The 23,470-nt window shown below is 71.5% G+C and carries 21 protein-coding genes; 6 read left to right on the forward strand and 15 right to left on the reverse strand.

Features of this window, described 5'->3' with window-relative positions; translation table 11 throughout:
* Positions 1–56 precede the first annotated feature (56 nt).
* Together IPJ78_15535 and IPJ78_15540 are read right to left on the reverse strand one after the other, a co-directional pair.
* Positions 57–2,453, reverse strand: coding sequence for a response regulator (locus tag IPJ78_15535; protein ID MBK7907955.1), 2,397 nt, complete (start codon positions 2,451–2,453; stop codon positions 57–59).
* Positions 2,441–2,758: a hypothetical protein gene (locus IPJ78_15540; GenBank protein MBK7907956.1), complete on the reverse strand. Its 318-nt coding sequence runs from the start codon at positions 2,756–2,758 to the stop codon at positions 2,441–2,443. The genes IPJ78_15535 and IPJ78_15540 overlap by 13 nt, the downstream gene beginning before the upstream one ends.
* 184 nt (positions 2,759–2,942) lie before the next feature.
* Between IPJ78_15540 and IPJ78_15545 the strand changes: the two genes are divergently transcribed.
* Both IPJ78_15545 and IPJ78_15550 read left to right on the forward strand, forming a co-directional pair.
* Entirely contained in the window at positions 2,943–4,895 is a 1,953-nt protein-coding gene (locus IPJ78_15545; GenBank protein ID MBK7907957.1) for a DUF2339 domain-containing protein, read from the forward strand.
* Positions 4,892–5,803 carry a cyanophycinase gene (locus IPJ78_15550; protein ID MBK7907958.1) on the forward strand — a complete coding sequence of 304 codons (912 nt, stop codon included), beginning with the start codon at positions 4,892–4,894 and terminating at the stop codon, positions 5,801–5,803. The genes IPJ78_15545 and IPJ78_15550 overlap by 4 nt, the downstream gene beginning before the upstream one ends.
* A 38-nt stretch (positions 5,804–5,841) precedes the next feature.
* Here the strand turns inward: IPJ78_15550 and IPJ78_15555 are convergent, their stop codons facing one another.
* The 3 genes from IPJ78_15555 to IPJ78_15565 are packed head-to-tail and all read right to left on the reverse strand — an operon-like array spanning position 5,842 to position 10,522.
* Entirely contained in the window at positions 5,842–8,409 is a 2,568-nt protein-coding gene (locus IPJ78_15555) for a zinc-dependent metalloprotease (protein MBK7907959.1), read from the reverse strand.
* Positions 8,410–9,663, reverse strand: a complete 1,254-nt coding sequence (locus tag IPJ78_15560) for a cation:dicarboxylase symporter family transporter (protein ID MBK7907960.1) — start codon at positions 9,661–9,663, stop codon at positions 8,410–8,412.
* Positions 9,664–9,679: 16 nt separating this feature from the next.
* Entirely contained in the window at positions 9,680–10,522 is an 843-nt protein-coding gene (locus IPJ78_15565; GenBank protein MBK7907961.1) for a hypothetical protein, read from the reverse strand.
* Between the two features lie 167 nt (positions 10,523–10,689).
* Here IPJ78_15565 and IPJ78_15570 point away from each other — a divergent pair, with 167 nt between their 5' ends.
* Positions 10,690–10,959, forward strand: a complete 270-nt coding sequence (locus IPJ78_15570; protein MBK7907962.1) for a hypothetical protein — start codon at positions 10,690–10,692, stop codon at positions 10,957–10,959.
* Here the strand turns inward: IPJ78_15570 and IPJ78_15575 are convergent.
* Genes IPJ78_15575 through IPJ78_15590 form a run of 4 tightly spaced genes read right to left on the reverse strand, consistent with a single transcriptional unit; the run spans position 10,928 to position 13,349 of the window.
* On the reverse strand, positions 10,928–11,620 hold the full coding sequence (locus IPJ78_15575; protein MBK7907963.1) for a response regulator transcription factor: 693 nt from the start codon (positions 11,618–11,620) through the stop codon (positions 10,928–10,930). The two genes, IPJ78_15570 and IPJ78_15575, sit on opposite strands and share 32 nt — an antisense overlap.
* A complete protein-coding gene (locus IPJ78_15580; protein ID MBK7907964.1) occupies positions 11,620–12,333 on the reverse strand; it encodes a hypothetical protein in 714 nt (237 codons plus the stop codon). The genes IPJ78_15575 and IPJ78_15580 overlap by 1 nt, the downstream gene beginning before the upstream one ends.
* Positions 12,330–13,013, reverse strand: coding sequence for a hypothetical protein (locus tag IPJ78_15585; GenBank protein MBK7907965.1), 684 nt, complete (start codon positions 13,011–13,013; stop codon positions 12,330–12,332). Before IPJ78_15585 ends, IPJ78_15580 begins: the two co-directional genes overlap by 4 nt.
* 15 nt (positions 13,014–13,028) lie before the next feature.
* Positions 13,029–13,349 carry a hypothetical protein gene (locus tag IPJ78_15590; GenBank protein ID MBK7907966.1) on the reverse strand — a complete coding sequence of 107 codons (321 nt, stop codon included), beginning with the start codon at positions 13,347–13,349 and terminating at the stop codon, positions 13,029–13,031.
* 218 nt (positions 13,350–13,567) lie between these two features.
* Here IPJ78_15590 and IPJ78_15595 point away from each other — a divergent pair, with 218 nt between their 5' ends.
* Positions 13,568–14,581: an alpha/beta fold hydrolase gene (locus IPJ78_15595; protein MBK7907967.1), complete on the forward strand. Its 1,014-nt coding sequence runs from the start codon at positions 13,568–13,570 to the stop codon at positions 14,579–14,581.
* Here IPJ78_15595 and IPJ78_15600 read toward each other — a convergent pair.
* On the reverse strand, positions 14,547–15,362 hold the full coding sequence (locus IPJ78_15600) for a hypothetical protein (protein MBK7907968.1): 816 nt from the start codon (positions 15,360–15,362) through the stop codon (positions 14,547–14,549). The genes IPJ78_15595 and IPJ78_15600 overlap by 35 nt on opposite strands.
* On the reverse strand, positions 15,362–15,631 hold the full coding sequence (locus tag IPJ78_15605) for a DUF2164 domain-containing protein (protein MBK7907969.1): 270 nt from the start codon (positions 15,629–15,631) through the stop codon (positions 15,362–15,364). Before IPJ78_15605 ends, IPJ78_15600 begins: the two co-directional genes overlap by 1 nt.
* A gap of 43 nt (positions 15,632–15,674) precedes the next feature.
* On the opposite strand from IPJ78_15605, the gene IPJ78_15610 reads away from it, so the two are divergent.
* Positions 15,675–16,709, forward strand: a complete 1,035-nt coding sequence (locus IPJ78_15610; GenBank protein MBK7907970.1) for an FAD:protein FMN transferase — start codon at positions 15,675–15,677, stop codon at positions 16,707–16,709.
* Positions 16,710–16,753: 44 nt separating this feature from the next.
* Here IPJ78_15610 and IPJ78_15615 read toward each other — a convergent pair whose 3' ends face one another.
* Genes IPJ78_15615 through IPJ78_15625 form a run of 3 tightly spaced genes read right to left on the reverse strand, consistent with a single transcriptional unit; the run spans position 16,754 to position 19,795 of the window.
* Positions 16,754–17,707 carry a TIM barrel protein gene (locus IPJ78_15615; protein MBK7907971.1) on the reverse strand — a complete coding sequence of 318 codons (954 nt, stop codon included), beginning with the start codon at positions 17,705–17,707 and terminating at the stop codon, positions 16,754–16,756.
* 1 nt (position 17,708) lies between these two features.
* Positions 17,709–19,007, reverse strand: a complete 1,299-nt coding sequence (locus IPJ78_15620) for a Gfo/Idh/MocA family oxidoreductase (protein MBK7907972.1) — start codon at positions 19,005–19,007, stop codon at positions 17,709–17,711.
* A complete protein-coding gene (locus tag IPJ78_15625) occupies positions 19,004–19,795 on the reverse strand; it encodes an SUMF1/EgtB/PvdO family nonheme iron enzyme (GenBank protein MBK7907973.1) in 792 nt (263 codons plus the stop codon). Before IPJ78_15625 ends, IPJ78_15620 begins: the two co-directional genes overlap by 4 nt.
* Between IPJ78_15625 and mmuM the strand changes: the two genes are divergently transcribed.
* Positions 19,794–21,896 (forward strand): homocysteine S-methyltransferase, encoded by a 2,103-nt coding sequence (gene mmuM, locus IPJ78_15630; protein ID MBK7907974.1) that lies wholly within the window; start codon positions 19,794–19,796, stop codon positions 21,894–21,896. The genes IPJ78_15625 and mmuM overlap by 2 nt on opposite strands.
* Here mmuM and IPJ78_15635 read toward each other — a convergent pair.
* Positions 21,893–23,395 (reverse strand): hypothetical protein, encoded by a 1,503-nt coding sequence (locus IPJ78_15635; GenBank protein ID MBK7907975.1) that lies wholly within the window; start codon positions 23,393–23,395, stop codon positions 21,893–21,895. The two genes, mmuM and IPJ78_15635, sit on opposite strands and share 4 nt — an antisense overlap.
* Positions 23,396–23,470: the final 75 nt, after the last annotated feature.

The following is a 23,470-nucleotide window of genomic DNA, read 5'->3' on the forward strand; positions in this document are numbered from 1 at the left end:
GAGCGGAGCGGAAGGTGCGGGGCCTGCTGTGATGACAGCAGGCCCCGCGTCGTTCCCTATGCGGAGACGGCGGTGGCGCGCGTCTTGGCGGTCTCGAGGAGGCGGGCCAGCGTCGCCCGCAACGCCAGCAGGTCGAGCGGCTTGGTGGCGTACTCGTCGCATCCGGCGGCCAGGCAGAGCGCGCGGTCCTCGGCCATCGCGTGCGCGGTGAGGGCGACGATGGGCATCGTCTCGCCGCGCGCGCGCAGCGTGCGGGCGAGGGTGTAGCCGTCCATGCGCGGCATTTGCATGTCGGTGATCAGCAGCGCGAAAGGGGCGCCCGTCGCGGCGGCGGCGGTGAGGGCGTCGAGCGCCTCCTGTCCGTCACCGGCGGTCGCGACCTCAAGGCCGGTGCCCTGCAGGTAGTGCAGGAGGAGCGTGCGGTTGACCGCGTTGTCCTCGGCCACGAGCACCCGTGCGGCGAGCGGCGCTGGCGTCCCCGGCGGCGCGTGGACCGCGGCGGTCGCCGCCGGCGTGCCGACCGTCGGGCGCGTGTCGGTCGCGTCGAACCACGCCTGCCCTCCCGTGACGTCGACGACCACCCGGATGCGGAAGGTCGAACCCGCCCCCTCGACCGTGCGCAGGATCGTCACGTCGCCGCCCATGAGCCGCGCGAGGCGACGCGAGATGGCGAGTCCGAGCCCGGTCCCGCCGTGGAGTCGCGTGACGCTCGAGTCCGCCTGTACGAACGGTTCGAACACCTTCTCCGCTTGCGCGGCGGTCATCCCGGGACCGCTGTCGGTCACATTGATCACCAGGCCGTGCGCCCCGTCGGCGGGCGAGGCCGCCGACTCCATCGCCACGCTCACGGACACGCCGCCGCTCCGCGTGAACTTGATGGCGTTGCCCGCGATGTTGAGCAGGATCTGCCGCAGGCGCGTGGCGTCCGTGCGCAGGCGCCCCGGGAGCTGCGTCCGCCACATGATCGAGAAGCCGATGCCTGCCGCCTCGGCGCGCGGCCGGAGCAGCCGTTCGCAGTCGCGGAGCAGGCCGGGCAGGTCGGTCTCGATCGATTCGACCTCGAGCCGGCCGGACTCGACGCGCGAAAGGTCGAGGATGTCGTTGATCAGCGCGAGGAGATGATGCCCCGCCACGTGGATGGTCTCGATGCCGGTGCGCTCGCGTTCCGGGCGCGAGACGCTCTTCATGGCATCTCGCAGGAGGTCCGCATAGCCGATGATCGCGGTGAGCGGCGTGCGGATCTCGTGACTCATGTTCGCGAGGAACTCGCTCTTGGCCCGGTTGGCGACGTCAGCCGCGTCGCGAAGACGGCGCGCCTCGGTGATGTCGAGGAACACACCGGCGCGCGCGTTCGACCCGTCCTCGCGGCGATAGGGTGCCGAGACCTCCTCGACCCAGCAGTAGGTCCCATCGGCGCGGCGGAGACGATATTGGTGCCGGAGCGGTGACCCGGTGCGGCGAGCGAGTTCGATCCGCTCGACCGCGGCGTCCCGGTCGTCGTCGTGGATCAGGCTCCGCCAGAAGCCCGACTCCTCCCACGCCGCGCGCGCGTGCCCGAGACGGTCAGCCCGCGCGGAGAGGTAGGTGAGCGCCCACGAGTGCGGGGCGGCCTCCCAGACGATGACGTCGGTGCTCTCGATGATCGTGCGCGTGCGGCGCTCGCTCGCCGCGAGGGTCTGCGCATCGCGGAGACTCGCCGTCTGCGCATCCCGGATCGCGGCGTTGGACTGCAACTGCTTGAGCCGGAAGACGTAGACGAGCCAAGCGGCGCCCATCACCAGCAGCAGGGACGGGATGAGCCCGAGCAGCGCCGCGCGCGTGTGCTTGGCCTGGTCGTCGATGTAGCGCTGGGCGGTGAGGTCCACGCCGACGATGCCGTACTGCCGCCCCGCGGAGTCGACGAGCGGCGCATACCCGCTCACAAAGCTGCCCCAGTCGTCCGCGTGCGGCTCGGCGCTCGCCGTCGCGGCGGCCGGTGTGCCGTGCGGCCCGCTCTCGAGTGCGGCGAGCATGGCGGGGTCGGCGTCCTCATAGGCTTGACCCACGTAGGACTGGTCGGCGACCCCGTCGCCGTCCGCGTCGCCGGTGTCGGCGGCGTCGAGGACGAAGCGGATCGCGTCGCCGTCGCGGACCACCGTGTAGATGAAGGCGACGTCGGTCGTCGCGTGCCGCGCGGCGCGCAGCCCCGCGACCGCGCGCCGGTAGGCGGGCGAGTTCGTCTGTGCCGAGTCGCGGAGCTGCGCGTGCAGGGCCGGGTCGATGAGCGGCGTGAGCGTGCTCGCGAGCCGTGCCAGCTCCACCTGCATCTGGTTCGCGGCGTTCTTCCGCGCCGACAGCCAGCCGGTGAGCATCGAGACGGCGAGGACGAGCAGCATCGCGCCGCCGGTCAGGAACGCCTGCTGTCGCGCGCGCCGCTTCGGCGCGCCATGCACGTCGGTGGTCACTCCAGCCACACCGCGACCTCCCGGTGATCGTCCCGAAGGTCGAAGATCCGCCGCGGCATGAGCGTCGCCTCGGTGCGCAGCTCCTCGACCATCGCGTCGATGGGGATCTCCTCGTCGCGGATACGGGCGAGGACCTCCTCGGGGATGAGGTCCAGCAGGCGCCGCGCGCCGCGGGCGGGGAGGGCGACCCGCATCCGCTCGTCGCCATCGCGGACGACGCGCACGACGAGGTGTTGCGCCGGCTCGCCGGCTTGGGTCGGCCGGTCGCCGAAGCCGAGGGCGCTGCGGACCCAGGTGTACGGGCAGGTCGCCACCGACGCTCCGCGGACGGAGGACCCCGCGCTGCGCGCCAGAGGGCGCGCAACGAAGGTCCCGATGTGTGGAGTATCGGCCGCCGACGGGCGCGCCTTGACCCCTGCGCACCGGAACTGGCGCGGCGCGGGCCCGACGGGGCATCTTCAGCGCGCGAGCGAGCACGGTCCCCCCCACCCAGTCGCGATGCACGACGAACAGCCCGGATCGGACCGGCGCCGGATCGAGGCGCTGGAGCAGGTGGTACGCACGCTGGTGACCGAGGTGCAGCGCCTGCGCGCCGACGTCGCTGGACTGCGCGGCGTGGAGGCGCCGGCCCCGCTCCCTTCGGAGCCGATCGCGACGCCGGCGCCCGCTCCCATGCCGATGTCGGAGGCTGCGCCGGCTCAACCGTCCGCGCCCACCCCGCCGCCCCGTCGTCCGACCTCGCGCGGCGTCGTCGATGGCGTGGTCAGCGGCGGCCTCGAGCAGGCGGTCGGCCGCTACGGGACGCTCCTCGTGGCCACGGTCGCGATCCTCCTTGGGCTCGGCGCGTTCATCCAGTGGGCGGTGGCGCGTGGCCTCCTCGGCCCCGAGATGCGCGTGGCCCTCGGCGCCGTCGCCGCCATCGTGCTCGCCGTGCTCGGCCTGCGGCTACGCACCCGCGGGAGTCGCACCTTCGGCAACGCGCTCCTCGCGATCGCCCTCGCGGTGGTGCATCTCGTCGCGTGGGGAGCGGGGCCGGTGCTCGGGCTCGTGCCGGCGCGCGCCGCTCTCGCGGTCGCCGCCATCGCCAGCGCCGCGCTCGCGGCGCTCGCGCTCCGTGAAGGGGAGGAGTTCCTCTTCCTCCTCGGGCTCGGCGGCGCGCTGCTCGCGCCGTTCGTCACGTCGGAAGGGAGCGGGCATCCGGGCGAGCTGCTGCTCTTCGGTGGCGTCGTGATCTCGGCCGCCCTCCTCGCGCTGCGGGATCCCGCCTGGGGCATCGCGCCCCGGCTCCTCTCGCCCTCCGGGCTCGCGTACATGAGCGCCGCGCTCGCGGGGCACCGCGCCGCGGACGGGGACGGGGCCCGCTTCTGGCCGGCGCTCTTCGCGCTCGTCCTCGCGATCGTCGGACTCGTGGTCGCCGCGCGCGGCGTGCGCCGCGTGGTCGTGCGTGCGCTCCTGTTCCTGGTGCTCGTCGGCATCCTGTTCGCTGAAGGAGCCGCCCCGGCGATGCCGCTCACCGGCGTTGCGTACGCGATGATGGGCACTCTGGTGCTGCACGCCCTCCGCCGCCGCAGCGCGGCGGTGGACGACGGCGCGGACAACGCCTACGAGGTGGTCGGGCTGCCGCTGCTCTTCCTCCTCGCCGCGCTGTACGGGAACGAGGCGTGGCATGAGCCCGTCGGTATCCCCATCGCCGGGGGGTGGATCGCCGTCACCACGGTGTTCCTCTTGCTCGATCCGGCGGCGCAACGCGCGCGCCACCTCGCGGTGATGCTCACGACGGCATTCCTCGCCACGGCGAACCTGTACCAGGACGACCGCGACGGACGAGTGCCGGCCTTCGCACTCGTCGCGTCGATGAGCATTCTCGCCTTCGTCCGCGTGCCGGGGCGCGCGCTCCAGTTGCCGCTCACGCTCGCATTGGGCGCGGCATCCGTCGTCGGCTACGTGCTGATCGATGTGCGGCGCGGCTACCAGCTCCCCCCGTTCGTGAACGAGCCGGCGCTGCTCGGCCTCACCGTCGTCGCGGCCTGGCTCTACTTCTCGGTCGCCGCGCCGCGCGCCTTCGCGGTGCTGGACGAGGGGAAGACGCCCTGGCAGGCGCGTGCGCCCATGGTGGCGATCAAGGCCGCCGGGCCGGTCGCGCTGTTCTTCTGGGGGCGCGCCGAACTCGCCGACGCCTGGTCGTACGACATCGCCACCTTCCTGCTCATCGCCTACTACGCCATCGTCGGAGTGGGGCTGATCCTCTTCGGGCGCCAGCGCGAGGTCGACGGACTCCGGCAGACGGGGCTCGCGCTCTCGCTCGTCGCGGCCGGGAAGGGGTTCATCAGCGCGAGCGATCTCGACAGCGTCGGGTTGCGCATTGGCAGCTACCTGCTCGTCGGCGCCTTCTTCCTTGGCGTCGCCTTCCTCTATCGTGCCAAGCCGGCCGAGGAGCCCGTTCCGGAATGACCAACCGTTCGAAGGTCCTGTGCTTCGTCGTCGCGCTCGCGGCGGTGCTGGTCGCGCCACTCGCGTCGCTCGGCGCGCAGGCGGCAGCATCGCAGGGCACATTGTACATCGTCGGGGGCGGCCCGCAGCCCGACGCCCTCGTGCAGGAGTTCGTGGACCTGGCCGGCGGGCGCGGCAAGGCGCGGATCATCGTCTTCGCGATGGCGAGCGAGGAGGGCCTCACCGGCGGGGAGGAGAAGGCGCAGGACCTCCGCGCGCTCGGCGCCGTCGCGCGGAATGTGTGGGTGGATCGCGCGCAGGCGATGACCGATTCGGTGGCGCGGCTCCTCGACGGCGCGACCGGCATCTGGTTCGGCGGCGGCGACCAGGTGCGGCTCGCCGACATCCTGCGTGGCACGCCCACGGAGCGCGCGATCCACGCACGCTACGCGGCGGGGGCGGTGATCGGCGGGACGTCGGCGGGCGCGGCGGTGATGTCGCGCGTGATGCTCACCGGCGACGAGCGGCGTCCCGGCGGCGCGCGCGCCGACTCGACGCTCGCGTGGGGCACGCTGGAGGGCGACAACGTCATCACCGCCGAGGGCTTCGCGCTCCTCACCACCGCGATCGTCGACCAGCACTTCCTTCGCCGCAAGCGCTACGGCCGGCTGCTCTCGCTCGTGATCGAGCGGGCACCGCACCTCGGTGCGGGGATCGACGAATCGACGGCGCTGGTGGTGGGGCCGGACGGGAGGTGGCGCGTGCGCGGTGCGAGCGCCGTGGTCATCTTCGACGCCCGGCGCGCGACGCGCGTGGGCGACGCCGTGCAGTTGCAGGCGAGTGACGTTCGGACGCACGTCCTCACCGACGGGGGAACGTTCGACCCCGGCACGGGCATCGCCGTACCGGGGTCGAAGCGCGCGCCCTGAACGTCAGGGACGGTCAGGGCGCGGTCAGGCGGCGGAGACTACTCCTCGAGGTCGAGGATCCGCTTGATCTCCGTGCGCAGGTCGCGCAGGTGGATCCGGGTCATGCCGTCGGCGGCCTTGGGGAGCGCCTGCGCCGCGAGGGCATCGATGTCCTGCAGCGCCGCGCGCAGGGCCGCGCGCACGTCGCTGTTGGCCGCGAGCGGGGCCGGGCCACCGAAGGCCGCCGCCGCGGCCGCTGCCGGGGCCGGCGGGTTGAGCCGCGCATCGGCCGTCGCGAGGAACGACCGCTGCAGGTTGCGGCGGAAGACGTTCACCCGCACCGACCCCTGTGACAGCTCGCCGAAGATGCCGGCGCGCATGTCGCCCATGAGGTCGGCGACGGTGTAGGCCTCACGCGGGTTGCCGGCGAGCGCCTCGAACTCGATGAGGCGGTTGAGCCGCGCCATGCCGAGGAGCGAGTTCACCACGCCGGCCTGCCGCGTGCGGAACCGCTCGACGACGCCAGCGTTCTCGATGCGGCGGAGGATCGCCGTGTCGAGGAACATGGGCGGGACCTGGAAGGCCGTCGCATTGAGGTAGCGGACCGCTTCCTGCTGGCGCGCGCGCTCGAGCGGGCGGAAGCGCGCGCCCGTGCCGTAGCGCTCCTGCGTGTAGGCACCGCCGACAATCGCGCCGACGTGGCTCATGTAGCGCCCCCATTGGTCGACGGCCGCGATGTACAGCTCCTCGAGCTCGTCGTAGTTCTCGCCCGGCTTCTCGGCGACGGGGATGAGGGAGCTCACGACGCGGGTGAGGTTGCGCATGCCGAGCGTCGTCGCCTTCACCGCATCGGCGTCACCGACCGCTTCGGTCAGGTTCTCCGGGTCGGCCTCAGCGTCGGGCGTGGTGAAGCGCAGCCACGGGAAGCGATCCTGCTCGCGGGCCCACTGGTCGAGCGTCGCCTTCTCGTCGTCCGCCGTGCGCGCGCCCGGGATGGGCGCGTAGCCCCAGCGGACGGCGAAGTCGTCGTACGGTCCGACCTGCGGGATGAGCAGGTGCGGCGGGATGCTGTCCTCGGGCTGCGCGACGTAGTTGAAGCGCGAGTAGTCCATGAGCGTCGCCACGTGGCCGTTCATCCGCTCGAGGAAGCTGCGGCTGCGGATGGAGTCGACCGGGTACTGCGCCGACGACTTCATGTTGTGCGGGAAGCCGATCGAGTGGCCGATCTCGTGCGTGACGACGTACTCGACGAGGCGCCCCATGAGCGAGTCGGGGAGCGGCAGCGTGCGGGCGCGCGCATCCAGTGGCGAGACCTGGATGAAGTACCACTCCTTCTGCAACTGCATGATGTTGTGGTACATGTTGACCTCGCCCTTCAGGATCTGTCCTGAACGCGGGTCGACGACCTGGCCACCGGTCGCATTGGCGACGGTGCTCGGGTTCCAGTAGATCGCCGAGTTGCGGGCGTCGTACATGGAGAAGTTCGGGTCCTGCTGCGGGGTGGGCGCCACGCGGCCGAAGATGGCGTTGGAGAAGCCCGCCTTCCGGAAGGCGTCCTGCCACTTGTTCACGCCGCTCACGATCCACGGCTTGAGCCAATCCGGCGTCGCCGGGTCGATCCAGTAGATGATGGGCTCGACCGGGTCGGAGACGGCCGCGGCCGGGTCCTTCTTCACGAGCTTGAAGCGATGGATGAAGCTGCGCGAGCGCGCCTCATGCTCGCGGCTCGACATGTCGTAGAACGAGCTCGAGATGTAGCCCACGCGCTCGTCCTCCCAGCGCGGCATCATCGGCTGGTCGGGGAGCTTGAGCATCGAGTAGTGCACGCGGACCGTCTGCGAGCGCGCGGTCCCGCCGCCACCCGGCGCGCCGGGGAAACCGCCCGCGCCTGCCGGCGGCGCGGCGCCGCTCTGCGTCACCTCGACGTCGATGTTCTCGGGGAACGCCCACGTCTGCTCCACCCAGCTCTTGTTGCGCTGGATGCCGGCGATGGGTCCGAGCTCGGGGATGTTGCTGAGGAACAGGTCGCTCACGTCGACGACGGCCGCGCTGTCCGGCCCGTACGCGGCGACGTTGTACGACGCGAGCACCGCGCCCTTCCGGAAGCCCTTCACCACGTTCCAGATCGCCGAGGTGGTGTCGGCCTGGAGGTCGAAGTCCTTGGCGCGGAGCACCACGCGGTTCCCGGCGCGCTCCCACTGCACGATGTTGCGCGAACCGCCGCCGAAGAAGCCGGCCGGGCTCTGGAGCGTGCTCTCGACGTTGCGCGAGATGAGCAGCATCTCCTTGTTGAGCGCGCTCGCGGGGATCTCGAAGAAGAGCTGCTCGCCCACGCGATGGACCTTGAGCAGGCCGTTCTGCGTCACCGCGCGCGGGGTGATCACCGTGGCGTAGGGACGCGGGGCGGGGGGCTGGCCCGCCGCACCGCCAGGCCCACCGGCGCCGCCGGGGCCACCACCCTGACCACCCGGCTGACCGCCGGTCGGCGGGCCGGGTGGCGTGCCCGGCGTGGTGGGGGCGGGCGCGGCGCCTGGGCGCGGCGCGGGAGCGCCGGCGGCCGGCGTCGCCGGCGGCGTGCAGGCCGCGAGCGCGGCCAACGTGGCGAGAAGGAGCGAACTGGACTTCATCTACACTCCGGTCGGAGGATTCGCGCGACCACCGGCCAGGACGGCCGCGGTCAGCTGTGACGTGACGTTCGCCAGCGTCTTGAACATATCGGGCAGCACATCCACTGCGATGAGGATCCCCACGCCCGCCGCGGGAAGCCCCAGGTCCACCAGTACCGGCGAGAGCAGGAACAGACTCGCCGACGGGATCCCCGGCACGCTGAAGCTCAGCAGCGTCGAGGTCACCACCAGCCCCAGCAGGGCCCCTTCACTCACCGGGATCCCGTAGAGCTTCCCCAGAAAGACCACGCCCACCACCCACGCCATGGGCACGTTGACGCGGAACACCGAGACCGCGAGCGGGAGCACGAACCCGCTCGCCGCCTCGCCCAGGCCGAGCTTCTCGCGCGCCGCCGAGATCATGAGCGGCAAGGCTGCGAGCGACGAGCGCGAACCGGCGGCCAGCGCCTGCGCCGGCGCCGCGGCCGCGATGAACCGCCGCAAGGACATGCGCCCCGCGAGCACCACCACCGGATACAGCAGCACCGTGAACAGGAGGAGCGTGCCCGAGAGCGTGACGATGTAGCGCGCGAGCGCGCCGATCGAACTGCTGCCCAACCGCGCGCCCAGCGCGAGGGTCAGGGCGAAGACGCCGATGGGGGCCACGAGCACCACCCAGCCCACCACCACGAGCAACGCGTCGGCGATGCCGCGACAGGCCTCCACCACCGGGGCGCGTCGTTCCGGCGTCACCTGCTTGAGCGCGAAGCCCAGCGCCAGCGAGAACACCACCAATGGGAGGAGCGCGCCGTCCACCGCGGACTTCACCGGATTGGCAGGCACCATGTCGATGAGCCGCTGGGCGAGCGAGGGCATCGCGGGGGCGGCCGGCACCGCCGCCACCGAGCCCCGCACGCGTTCCGCCACCTCGGCCGGCATGGTGAAGCTCGCGAAGGCGAACTGCGACGTCACGAGCGCGAGCGCGCCGCCGGCCACGAGCAGCACGACGAACACGACGAGCGCCCGCCCGCCGGCGCGCCGCAGCTCGGCGCTTCCGCCGGTCCCCGCCACCGACGCGATCGTCAGCGCCGCGACGAGCGGGAGGACCGTCATCCGGATGGCATTCGTCCAGAGCGTGCCCACCACGTCGGCGGCGGGCAGGGCCTGCGCGGCCATCGCCGCGAGGCTGCCCGCCGCTGGATCCGCCAGCCCCATCCCGAGCGTGAGCCCCGTCGCGAGTGCCAGCAGGACCTGCAGCGACTGGCTCTTCAGCATCCGGGAGCGCCGCGACTCAGCGGAGCGAGTCGAGCTTTGCCTTGAGCCGCGTGTTCTGCGGGAAGGCTGCCACCACCGGCTCGAGCACGACACGCGCACTGTCCTTCTGGCCCAGTGCGATGAACGCGTCGGCGACGAGCGTCGCCTTGCGCGTCACGAAGCGGATGCTCTTCTCGTCGACGCCGATCCCGCGCGCCGTCGCGAGGGCCGCGGCGGGGTCCTTCACGTCGTTGAGCAGCGACTCGACCTGCAGGAACTTGATCGTCGTGTCGTTCGGGAAGCGCGTCGCCATCTCGCTTACGAGTCGCGCCGCCCCGGCCGGGTTGCCGGCCTTGCGGTCGTTCACGGACTGGTTGTAGAGCCCCGCGAGCAGCAGACGCTCCACATCGGCGGGGTCGCCGGTCCGGAGGCCGGGACCGCCGGCGTACTCATAGACCAGTTCGCCGCCGTGCTCGGCCGCCTCGTAGAGGACGGATGTGCCGTAGACGCCAACGACCGCCGAGGCGATGTAGGCGAACTTGGCGTAGCCGCCGGTCTTCGCGCCTGCCGCGAGGCCGAGGGCGAGCAGCTCCGCCGCGGCGACCACGAAGAACACGTTCCGCGCGTCGATGCCGTACTCCTCATGCTCCTGCACCGCCGAGCGCGCGCCGGGGATGCGTTCCACGGGGCCATGTGCGTCGATCCCCGACTTCACCGAGACCGCCGCCGAGATCGTGCCCAGGAGCAGGAGGACCGCCGCCGCGTGCTTGGTGAACGTCAGGCGGCCGGTGAGCGAGACCAGGCGGAAGGCGACGCCCATCAACAGCAGGGCGATGGCGAAGTGGACGACCTGCGGGTGGTTGGCAGCGAGGTTCGGCATTTCAGGGGGAGTGCGGGAAACGGCCTGGAACGGGTGGTGCACCCGTTACGGAAAGATGCCGCCGACCGCTGGCCACCGCGACCGGAGCCCCCCCTAGAATCCAATTGCAGGCTTTGAATGGCCACGACCGGAGAGGACATTTCGGGCAAGGACCCCCACTCCTCGCCATGCGCCCCTCCGGTTCGATCCCGCTCATCCGCCCCATGTCCCACCAGCGCCTCCGCCTCGTGCGCGAGCCGCGTGAGGACGCGCTCCCACCCTGTCCGGCCGTCGTCGATGGCGTGCCCGTGCGGTACATGGGTACGGAGCGTCGGCGCGTGGAGGGCGTGGTGACCGGCTTCGTCTACTACGCCGACCCGGCGCGCCGCGTGATCGAGGTCGACCGGCGCGACCTCGAGACCGTGCTCAATCTTCGGGCGTTCGTTCTCGCCGATTGATCCCGGTCGGGTCGCCCTCGGCGGCGTCCGCGCCGTCGAGCTTGAGCAGGACCGCGTAGCGCATCAGGTCCATCGCACTGTCCACGCCCAGCTTGTCGCGGATATTCCCGCGGTGGAAGGTCACGGTGTGCACGCTCAACCCGAGTTGGGCCGCGATCTCGGGGGTCGTGAGCCCCTCGGCGATGAGCTGGACGATCTCATGCTGGCGCGGCGTGAGCTGCGCCAGTGCGGCATGGGCGGCGAGGAGCGTCACGCGATTGGTCGTCGGCGGCACGCGCGTGGAGATGAAGGTCGCGCCGCGCACGACGACCTTGATGGCGCGCTCCAGTTCCTCGAGGCCGGCATCCTTGGGGACGAATGCCTGCGCCCCGGCCCGCAGCGCCGCGTCGGCCAAGGCGCGGTCGAGGTGCATGGTGACGACGATGATTCGCGTCAGTGGCGCCGCGATCCGCACGTCGGGGATGATCTCGAGCCCGTTCCGCTCGGGGAGGGAGAGGTCCAGGAGGAGGACGTCGGGCTGGTGATCGCGCACCGCGTCGAGGATCGTCTGCGCGGTGTGCGCGACGGCGACGACCTCGTGCCGCTTCTTGAGGGCGGCCCGGAGCGACTCGACCATGAGGTGATGGTCGTCGCCGAGGACGAGGCGGAGCCGGTTGGGCATCAGGCCCGCCCCATCGGCAGTCGGACGTCGATGGTGGTGCCGGCCCCGGGGCGCGACCGCACCGTCGCGCTGCCGCCCGCGATGAGCGCACGCTCGCGCATGCTCGCGAGTCCGATGCCCGGCGAGGGCGTCGCGAGCGGGTCGAAGCCGCGCCCGTCGTCACTGATGGAGAGGTCGAGGTCGCGCACACCGAACGCGAGCCGCACCCGCGCGCGACGCGCGGCCGCATGCCGCGCGGCATTGCGCAGCGCCTCCTGCACGATCCGGTACACGGCGCGCGCGGTCTCCTGCGACATCCGATCCGTGGGGCCGTCGGTCGTGACCTCGACGGCGAGGTCGCTGCCGCGCTCGATCTCGGCCACCAGCGATTGCAGCGCCGAGGGCAGGCCGACCTGGTCGACGATCGTCGGGTGCAGGCGGGAGGCGATGCGGCGTACGGCGACCGCGAGGTCGACCAGCTCGGCGTTGATGGCGCGCAGGTGATCCTCGAGCCGTCCTGCGGAGTGCGGTTCCGGCGAGGTCCAGATGGACTCGACCTCGGCGCGGACCAGCGCGACGCGCTGCAGGACGTCATCGTGGAGCTCCGAGGCGACCCACGCCCGCTCTTCCTCGTGCGCGCGCGCGACCAGCAGCGCCTGTTCCTGGCGCAGCCGTGCCCGTTGCCGCTGCGCGAGCACCATCGCCGCCACGAAGGCGACGATGATGATCGTCACCGTGGCGGAGCCGGCGAGGAAGAGGACGCCGACGATCCCGCTGAGACCGGGCAGAGGAACCCCCAGGAGATGAAGAGGAGCGCGAAGGTACTGATCCAGGCCTTCCAGATCGAGATCCGCATGAGGAGCGGCATGTCGTCGTGCAGCAGCCCGATCTGGCCGGTGATATGGTAGCCCACGTCGGTCGCGAAGTGGATCGCGATGCCGGTGAGGATCCACCCCCATTCCGAGCGCAGGATCGGTTCGTCGTCCTGCTGCGCCCGCGTCACGAGCGCATAGAGCGCCGAGGCGAGGACGAGGAGGCCGAGGACGGGCGCGGCGACCACCGAGTAGCCGCGCCGGTCCTCCACCTGCCAGAACGCGAGCGCCCAGACCACGATGTACAAGGGAATGAAGAGGCGCACCGTAGTCCGGGCGATGGGCCGGACCTGCCAGTGCGCGACCGCCATCAGGATCGCCGTCGCTTCGAGTGGCAGGAAGGCGACGCCGAAGAGGAGGTTGTTCGTGTTCTCCGCCAGGAGGGTCCACAGCCGCGCGCCGATGGTCTGGAAGAGCATGCTGAGGAGCCAGAGGACCACTGCCGCCTTTCCGGGCTCGCCGAGCTGGCGCCGCACGACCGCGATCGCGATCGGCAGCGCCATCGCCCAGACGGCGACCCAGAGGATCAGGGGCATCTTCATCCCGGCTCTACGGTGTCAGCCGTTGAGCGCGTTGCCGTCGCTGCACCAGGGCGGGCAGGGCATCATGTTGTCGATCAACATGCCGCCGGTCATGTCGTTCCCGTCGGCATCCACCCCGACGAGGACCAGCGAGGCATTCCCTGCCTTGTTGAGGCCCTGATAGATGCGGACTCCCACGCACCCCGGTTGCTGCAGGAGTTCGAGCACCGGCTTGGCGTTGAATGCGCCGCAGTCGCCAGCGGCGGACGGGCGCCCCTTCCGGTACGCGCCGGTCTGCGCGGCGGCGGCCTCGAGGGAGATCTTGTGGTCGTGTGCGGGGTCGAGCGGCTTGCCCATGGTCAGTCTCGGTTAGGGGGCGTGAGGGAGGGACGGTGAGTGGAGGGGGAGGCGCAAGTTGTGACGCGGTGCGCCCGGAGGAAAGCCTAGAATCGAATCGCAGGGGGGGGGCTCCCCCCCCGGGCCGTCGGCCGCTCGACGCGCCGGCCCCCTTGCGGTCGTCGCGTCCGCGCCCGACCGTATGGCCCGTCACGGACCCGACACAGGGAGGAACGGCGATGCCCCGCTACTGGATGGTCACGAATCGCAAGGTCGGCTCCACCGGACTCACCGGAGAGCGCGGCGACGGGCTCACATTCTGGACGGCGACCGACGGGCCGCTGGACCGGCTCTCGGCCTGGACCAAGGTCTCGCGCGAGCGCTTCCAGACACTCCTCACCGGCACCGCGAACAAGTTCGCCCTGCTGAAGGACGAGAACTTCAACGAGCAACAACAGCACGTCTCCCTCTTCGTCCACGGCTACAACAACGACTGGAAGGACGCCGCACGGCGGTACGCCTCCATCTGCAAGGCGCTCTACCACGGCGAGGGCGGATTGGGCGAGTGCGTGCTGTTCACGTGGCCGTCCGACGGGCAGACCACTTCGTACCTGCCGGACCGCAAGGACGCGCGCGCCTCGGCGGCCGACCTCGCCGAGCTGCTCGACGGGTTCTATGTGTGGCTCCTGGACCGCCAGGAGGCGGCGACCCGCGACCCCAAGCTCGCCTGCCGCGCGAAGGTGTCGGTGATCGCGCACAGCATGGGGAACTACGTGCTGCAGAAGGCGGCGCAGATGGCCTGGTCGCGGCGCAACCAGCCGCTGCTGGTGAGCCTGATCAACCAACTGGTGATGGTCGCCGCCGACGTGGACAACGACCTCTTCGCGTCGGGCGAGACGACCGATGGCAGCGACGGCGATGCTCTCGCGAACCTCACGTATCGCATCACCGCGCTCTATAGCGGGCTCGACCAGGTGCTGGGGGTCTCCGCGGGACTCAAGCACTTCGGCAAGCGCCGGCTCGGGCGATCGGGGATCCCCAACGGAACGCCGCGGCCGGACAACGTCTGGGATGTGGACTGCACGCCCTTCTTCGAGCAGGGGCCGAAGACGAAGAGCGGGATCCACTCGGCGTACTTCGAGCATCCCGGCACCCTGGCGCTCATGAAGCACGTGCTGGTGGGGACGGACCGCGGGGTGCTGTTCTCGCGGGGAGCGCTCACCCCCGGAACGTCTGCACGACCGTCATCGTGATCGGGCGGCAGCCCTGCTCGGCGGCGCGGAACCGGGCACGATTGAGGGCGGCGCGGATCGCGTCCACCAGCTCGCGGTCCGACGAATCGAGGATCTCCAGGCTCGACGGCACGACCTGGCCGTTCTCGTTCACGTCATACTTGATCGTCGCGAAACGCTGCGAGGCCGGAGGGGTGCTGGCGGAGCGCGGCGCGTTGAACTCGAGCGTGCCCGGTACCAGTTCGACCCGCCGCTGCGCCACGGCGAACCGGATGTGGCCGCTCGGCACCGAGTCCGGCAGGGCACCCAGGTGGACGGTCAGCACGAGCGAATCGCCCGCCACGGACGCCGGGAAGGGGGGCAGCTCCGGTGAGGCGGGCATGGGATCCGTCACCATGAGCCGCAGGCTGCGGTCGAACAGCTCGTCGCCGCTCGCGCGTGTCGGTTCGTCGGCGCGCGGCTTCCCGCGGCGCGGGATGACGATGCGGAACTCGGCGCGGGTCCCGGGCGCCGGTTCATAGTCGTCCGCCCACCGCGGCTCGGGCGGCAGCGCCCGGCGACGCACGCGACGCCACTGCGTGTAGGTCTCGCGACGCCGGCTGGGAACGGGCCAACGGTACGCCAGCGCGCGTGCGGCGGACCGCAGGTACGAGGAGTCGGCCGCGGTGAGCATCGGCGATGAGACGGCGAGGATCACGCCGTCGGTCCCGCAGCTCTGCGCGGCGCCCCTGTGAGGGGCTGCGAACAGGAGCACGACCGCGAGCGCGGCGCGCGGGAGGCGTGGGAGCCGGTGCAGTGGCATCAGCGCTTCCGCCGTCCCGAGAGGGGGAACTCCGCCTTGTGCAACGCGGCCTCGAGGTCGGCGGCCCGCTCCTCCACGTAGGCGCGGGCGTCCGCCGCGGCCTGGTTGTAGATCGACGGGGCGATGTCGGTCATCACATGATCGAGGAGCAACGACGCCTGGAGGTCGCTCAGCTCCTCATCGAAGTTGTCCGCCGCGTACGAGCGCAACGAGAGGACGGCCGCCTTCCGCGCATGGTCCGGCAGCGAGAGTGAGGAGTGCTTGTGCATGTGGGGGCGGTGCCGGGGAGCGCGCGAGGAGCGGGGAAGGACGATGCTCGATAAGATGTCGCCGTGCGGCGATCCGCTCAATGCGGCGTGGCGGCGGCAGCCGACGCTACATTCCCGGTCGATGCGCCTGACCTGCCTCATCCGCCTGATCGCGATCGCGTGCGCGCCGTTGTCCGCCGCCGCGGCCCAGACCCCCCCCGCGCTCCCCGACCTCTCGCGAGCACACGAGTTCCGGGAGGTCCACCTCGGCATGGAGGTGCGCTTGGTCCTCGTGCACGCCGATGAGATGGCGGCGCGCGCGATCGCTGGGCGCGCCTTCGCGCGGATCGAGGTACTCGACGGGATCATGAGCGACCATCGCGCGACCTCGGAGCTGAACCGGATCGCGCTCGCGCCCGAGGGGCAGTGGATCCCGGTCTCTCGCGAGCTGCACGAGGTCCTCGGGCACGCCGCGTTCGCGGCCACCGCCACCGACGGCGCGTTCGACCACACCGTCGGCCCGCTCACGCGCCTCTGGCGCGAGGCTGCGCGCACCGGACAGCCCATCACCGACTCCGCGCGCGCCATCGCGCGGCAGGCCGTGGACCACCGCAGCGTGGAGGTCGACTCCGCGGGCTTCGCCGTCCGGTTCCTGCGCCCCGGCATGCGGCTCGACCTGGGCGCCATCGCGAAGGGATGGATCCTCGACGACGTCGCGCGCCTGCTCGACACCGCGGGCGTGCGGTCGATGCTCCTCGAAGCGGGCGGCGAGGTGGTCACGCGCGGCGCGCCGCCGGGTGCGTCGGGTTGGGTGATCGCCGTGGAGACGTCGCGCGGCGACACGCTGCTCTCGCTCACCAACGGGGCCGTGAGCACCTCTGCCTCACGCGCCCAGCTCGCTCCGGTCACCGGCGGCGGGCACGAGGGTCATGTGTTCCGCACCACCACGGGTCGCGGCGCGACGGACTCGCCGCAGATCACCGTGATCGGCGACCGCGCCTGGATGACCGACGCCTTCGCCACCGCCTTCGCGCTCATGCCTCCCGAGAAGCGCAGAGGGCTCGCCGAGCGCCTGCAGCTGCGCATCGTCGAGCCCTGACCGGTCGGCCATCGACGTTCACCCTTCGACCTTCACCCTTCACCTCATCGCGGATCCACCGCCCGGTACGCCGCGACGACGGCCTGTTCGCCTTCCACTCCCGTGCGCGAGTTCCCGTGCTCCATGCCGAGCACCCCGGCGTACCCCTTCCGCTTCAGGTGCGCGAAGATGTTCGCGTAGTTGATCTCGCCGGTCGTCGGTTCCTTGCGGCCCGGGTTGTCGCCGATCTGCACGTACGCGACCTCAGACCACGCGGCATCCATGTTGGGGATGATGTTCCCCTCGGTGATCTGCTGGTGGTAGATGTCGAAGAGGATCTTGCACGACGGCGAGTCCACGGCCCGGCAGATCTGGAAGGCCTGGGGGATGCGCGTGAGGAAGAGATTGGGATGGTCGCGGCGATTCAGCGGCTCAAGCACCATCACGAGTCCCGCTTTCTCGCAGCGCTCGGCTCCCGCGCGCAGGATCTCCACCCCGTTGGCGGTCTGGTACTCCGGCTCGAGGCGCGGCGCCTCGGTGCCCATCACGACCGTCGCCCACTTCGCGTTGACGCGCTTGGCGACCTCGATGGACGCATCGACATCCTTGAGGAAGGACTCGCGAAACGAGGCCTCGCCCGCGGCGAAGGTGGTGGTCCATGCCGTCTCGGGATTGAGGACGAATACGCCCATCCGCATTCCGAGCCGCGACATCTCCCGGGCGATCCGCTCCTGCTCGGCCACCGGCCGCCCGCGCATCCCGTTGTCCTCGAGCGAGCGGAACCCCTGGTCATGCATCCACTTGAGTTGGTCGACGACATCCGCCCCCGCACTCCGCGCGAACATCCCGAAGTGCGGCGCGAAGTCGAGCGCAAATGGAGCGGATGAAGGCTGAAGGATGGAGGAAGAAGGTGAACCGCGTCCTGCTCGCGCATCGCTGTTCGACTTTCCTCCTTCATCCTTCAACCTCCATCCCATCCCGGCCGCGCCGAGCGCGCTGACGAACTCTCTCCGCTCCATCTCACCACCCCTCGCTGAAGGACCGCGTCAACGTCGTCTCGCCCGGCGTCGGCACCGCCGGCACCGCCAATGCCCCGAACGCGAACTCCTTGGGCAGGATCGAGAGGTTCGACGCCATCAGTTCGTCCCACGTGAGCGTCTGGCCCGTGTACGCCGCCTCGCGCCCGAGGATCGCCGTGAGGTTGCTGTCCACGATCTGCCGCCCTTCGTTGAGCGGCCGTCCGGCGCGGATGCTCGCGACGAGGTCCCGATGCTCCTCGACGTACGGGTTCATCCCCGGGATCACCGCCGCCTTGTAGGCGTTGCGCCCTTCGATGGTGTCGGCCGCGTTGGTGCGCCCGAGCGAGCCCTGGAAGTCCTCGCGCACGCGGCTCGTCGTGCCGTCCTGCTGCCGGCAGAACGAGGTGATGCGCCGGCCGTCGGCGTATTCGTACTCGATGGCGAAGTGGTCGAAGATGTGGCCGTACACCGCGTCGGTGCGCGTCTGGCGCCCGCCCATCGCGGTCGCCTTCACCGGGTGCGCGCCCATCACCCAGTTGGCGACGTCGAGGTTGTGCACATGCTGCTCGACGATGTGGTCGCCCGATGCCCACGTGTAGTAGAGCCAGTTGCGGAGATGGAACTCGGTATCGGTCCACTCCGGCTTGCGCGCATGGCTCCAGAGTCCGCCCTGGTTCCAGTAGACCTGCCCGGTGATGACCTCGCCGATCGCGCCATCGTGCACGCGCTTGATCACGTCGGCATAGCGCGGGTCGTGTCGACGCTGCGTGCCGGCGACGTAGCCGAGCCCCTTCTGCCGGGCGAGGTCTGCGGCCGCGTACGCCTGGATGGCGGTGGCGACGTCGACGCAGACGGGCTTCTCGGCGAAGATGTGCTTGCCCGCATTCACCGCCGCCGTGAGGTGCATCGCGCGAAAGGCCGGGGGCGAGGCGAGGATCACGAGGTCGCAGTCGGTGGCGAGGACCTTCTCGTAGGCGTCCCAGCCGGTGAAGACCTTGTCGTCGGTGACCTTGTAGGCCGCGGCGAACCTCGCGCTCTCCGTCGCGGTCTTGTCGAAGCCGCGGCGTGCGTCGGCCATGCGGTCGGGGAAGAGGTCGCCGAGTGCGGTGATGAGGACGTTCTCGCTGGCCTCGACGGCGTTGCGCGCCGCGCCGGTGCCGCGCCCGCCGCAACCGATGACACCGATGCGGATGGGGTCGGCGTTGCGTCGCCGGCCGATGGCGAAGGCCTTGGAGGGCAGGGCGGCGGTGGCGGCCGCCGCGGCGGCGATGGTGGCGAAGGTGCGGCGCGAGATGCTCATGGTGTGGAAAGGATCCTCACGAGTCGGAAGCCAGCGAAGGGGCCATCGGAGAGCCACCAGCGGCTCTTGGGGTCCTGCGGATCGGTCGAGTTCCAGGAGGGAAGTTGCCGCTCGCGGAGCGTGACCGACAGGGCGTCGCGCAGGGTCAGGAAGCTGCCGCCGCGGAGCACGCCGGTGCCGTCCTCGGTGGTGACCCACTCGCCGACGTTGCCGAGGAGGTCGTGGAGGCCGAGCCGGTCGGGTGCGCGTGTGGCGATGGGATGCGGTGCGCCCTCGGCGTTCGCGGCGATCCAGGCGTGCTCGGCGTACCCGGCGGGATCGACGCCGGCGAAGGCGAGGTCGGCGGCGCGCTGCCACTGCGCCTCCGTGGCGACGGCGTAGGTGTGCCCGGTGCGCTCGGAGAGCCAGGCGGCGAACCGCATGGCGCTGGCATGCGTGAGCGAGATGGCGGCGTAGCCCCGATGGCCGAACCCACGGTCCGGGGCACCGTACGGGCGCGACGGGCGCGTGCTGGCATCGACGCCGCTTCGGGACTCGCGCGGGACATCGAGGCGGAGATAGAAGACGTCGTAGAGCTCCCAGGGCACCTCGGTGCGCAGGAGTTCGAACGCCGGGACCTGCTTGCGCAAAGGGCCGTTGGCCCCTGGGATGGTGACGTCGCCCGCGGGAACGCGGACGAGTTCCCAGGCGAGGCGCGGAGAGGAGAGCGAGTCGCGGACGATCGCCTGCGCGCGCATCGGCGTGGCGGCGAGGGCGATGAGGACGGCAGACGTCAGGAAGGGGTGCATGGCACACCAAGCTACGCCGCACCGGAGGTCGGGTGAAGCGCGAGGCGCGGGATGGCTCGCCGTGGTCACGCCCCCTAGGTTCCCGCCATGCTCCGCCCGGTCCGCCTGTCCGTCCGCGTCGTCCGCCGATGACCATCGCCGCCCTGCGCGCCCACGCGCTCGCGCGCAGTCTCTTCGCGCCCACCACGCTCCCCAAGGCGATCGCGCGCCTGGGCTTCGTGCAGGCGGACCCCATCCGCGCGCCGGCCCGCGCGCAGGATCTCACGTTGCGGCATCGCGTGAAGGACTATGCGGCAGGCGACCTCGAGCGGCGCTACCCGCGCTTGCAGGTCGAGGAGGACTTCTTCGTCAACTACGGCTTCCTCCCGCGCGCGACGCAGGCCCTCATGCACCCGCGCGGCGCGCGCGCCTCCTGGTCGGCGGCGCGGCGGAGGCAGGCCGCGTCGGTGCTCGCGTTCGTGCGCGAGCGCGGCGTGGTGCATCCGCGGGAGGTGGATGCCGCGTTCGCGCACGGCAAGACGCAGAATTGGTTCGGCGGGCGGAGCAATGCGAGCACGCAGCTGCTCGACGCGATGCATTTCCACGGACTCCTGCGCATCGCGCGGCGCGAGAGCGGCGTGCGCACGTATGCCGTGCGGGAACCGACACCCGCGCCGCCCGATCCACGCGACGCGTTCGACGCGCTCTTCGACGTCGCCGTGGCCAAGTACGCTCCCGTGCCGGCCGCGACGCTCGGGTGGCTCGCGAGCGGGCTCGTGATGGGGGCGCCGCATTGGCGCGCGGATCGCACCGCAGCGCTGCGCCGTGCGCGAGCCCGACTCGGCTCGCGGCGTGTGGACGGCGTGGACTGGTACTGGCCGGCGGGCGAGCGGATCCGGCAGGTCGAGCAGCCGGACCGCGTGCGGCTGCTGGCCCCATTCGACCCGGTGGTGTGGGACCGGCGGCGGTTCGCGCTCTTCTGGGGCTGGGAGTACCGGTTCGAGGCGTACACGCCGGCGCCGAAGCGCGTGCGTGGCTACTACGCGCTGCCGTTGCTCTGGCGCGACGCCGTCATCGGCTGGGCCAACCTCTCGGTGCAGGACAGACGGCTCATCCACGAGACGGGGTACGTCTCGGGGCGCGCACCGCGCGACCCGGCGTTCCGTCGCGCGCTCGACGCCGAGCTCGAGGCGATGCGGCGATTCCTCGGCGTCGCCCGGTGACGCGGCTCGTCCTCGATGGCGGTCTCGCCACGCAGCTCGAGGCGCGCGGCCTCGACCTCTCCGACGCCCTGTGGTCGGCGCGCGCGTTGCGCGACGCACCCGAGGTGATCGAGGCTGTGCACCTCGACTACTTCGAGGCGGGAGCGGACGTCGCGATCACGGCCAGCTATCAGGCGAGCTTCGAAGGGTTCGCGGCGCGCGGGTGCACGCATGAGGAGACCGTCACGCTGCTGCACCGGTCGGTCGCGCTCGCCCGGAACGCGCGCGCGCGCTTCCACGCGCGGCACCCGGGCGAGACGCGGCCCCTGCGCGTCGCGGCGTCGGTCGGGCCGTTCGGGGCGACTCGCCACGATGGCTCGGAGTATCGCGGCGACTACGGCCTCGACGAGGATGCGCTGCATGCCTTCCACGGCCCGCGCATCGCGGCGCTGCTCGGCGCGGCCCCCGACCTCCTCGCGTGCGAGACCATCCCCTCGCTGCTGGAGGCGCGCGCGATCGTGCGCGCGCTGCACGCACATCCCGAGGCGCGTGCCTGGGTCTCGTTCAGCTGCCGCGACGACGCGCACACGTCGGCGGGCGACCCCATCGTCGTCTGCGCGCGCCTGCTCGACGCGGAGCCGCAGGTCGTGGCGATCGGGATCAACTGCGTGGACCCGGAGTTCGTCCCGGGGCTCGTGCGCGCGCTCGCGTCCGGCACCGCGAAGCCGATCGTGGTCTATCCGAACTCGGGCGAGGTGTGGAGCGCCAGTGGCCGCTGCTGGGAGGGAACGGCGACGCCGTTCGCCGCGCGAGTGGACGAGTGGCTCGCGGCCGGCGCCTCGTGGGTGGGCGGCTGCTGCCGCACCACGCCTGAGGACATCCGGCGGGTGCGCGAGGCGGTGCTGCGCCGCGAAGGTTAGGCGGGGGACGGCCCCGCGACGGCCATCCAGACGGTGACCGTCGTGCCGACGCCGACGGTGCTCTCGACGAACGCGTCACCGCCCTGCGCACGGGCGATCTCCTGCACCGTCGCGAGGCCAAGCCCGGTGCCTCCGCGCGCTTCCTTCGTGGTGACGAAGGGGTCGAAGATGCTCGGCAGCAGATCGGCGGGGATGCCGCTCCCCGTGTCCGCGACGCTGAGCCGGATGTAGCGGCCGGGGAGCAGTGTCCGCTGTTCGCTCGCTGCGTCGGTGACCTCGGCATCCGCGAGCGACACCGTCACGGTGCCCGGGGTCTTGTCCATGGCGTCGCGGGCGTTCACGAGGAGGTTCATCACCACCTGTTCGAACTGCGAGGCATCCATACGGAGGCGCGCCGTGGCCTCCACCGCCCAGCGGAGGCGGTGTGGCGCGGCGATGAGCCGGTCGCAGATGGGGGCCATGCCGCGCACCACATCGGCCGGGGCGAAGTGCTGCTCGGTAGTGGGGCGCTGGCGCGCGTAGTCGAGCAGTTGGCGCGTGAGCGCCATTCCTTGACGACCGGCGGTCTCGATGGCGGCGATCTCCTCCTGCAGACGCGCGTCGCGCGGCGCGATGCGACTCGCCTCGCTGGAGGCGCCGACCACGACCGTGAGCACGTTGTTGAAGTCGTGCGCGACGCCGCTCGCCAGGCGGCCGAGGCTCTGGAGGCGCTGCGAACGCGCGTCGCGCAACTCGGCGGCGTGGAGGGCCGCGGCCTGCCGCATGGTGGCCGCGCGCTCGTTCTCCAGCGCGACGAAGAGGAGGATCGTGCCGAACGCGACCAGCCCCACGAGGTTGCTCGTGACGACGAAGAAGTTGAGGGCACCCGCGGCGGTGTCGGCCCAGGGCACGAGCCGCACGACGAGATCGACGCCGATGACGACCGCCCGAAGCGCGAGGGCGAAGCGGAGGGCGCTCGCGGTGAACGGCGCCTCGCGCACGGCACCGGCGGGGCCGGGGCGTCCGAGGGGCCAGAGGGCGTAGAGGTACGGGACCGCCGCCACACTCCGCGACACGATGTACGTGAGCGTGGTGGCCGCCTCGGGCCAGGTCGCCCGCGCCGCCTCGAAGAGCACGGTGGTCGCGACCGCTGCAGCGGCCCAGCGTCCCAGGTGCTCCGAATCGCGCACGCCGGTGACCGCGGCGCCTTCCACCGTCGCGCGCAGCCGGCGGAGCAGGGGGGCGGACGCGAAGGAGGGGAGATGCAGCGCCAGCGTCCCCAGGTACTGGATGAGCGCGTGCTCCGTGAACCAGGCGCGCCAGTAGAAGTACGCGACGAGGTTGAGCGCGATCACGAGCTGCCACCACCAGACGGTGGCGATGGTCCGCATGACGGGGCGCCGCAGGCGGAACGCGAGGAGACTCATCGCGAGCGTGAACGTCGCGGCGCAGGCGGCGTGCAGGATCCATCGCACCTGTGCCGCCTGATCGTACAGCGAGACCGCGATGGGTTGGTGCACGGGCGTCGAGGCAGGGAGTCGGGCCGCGCGTACGGACCGATCGGGCCGTGGCGGCGTGGATAAACTCGCGCACCT

Source organism: Gemmatimonadota bacterium (genome assembly GCA_016714015.1).
Taxonomy (GTDB): Bacteria; Gemmatimonadota; Gemmatimonadetes; order Gemmatimonadales; family Gemmatimonadaceae; genus Pseudogemmatithrix.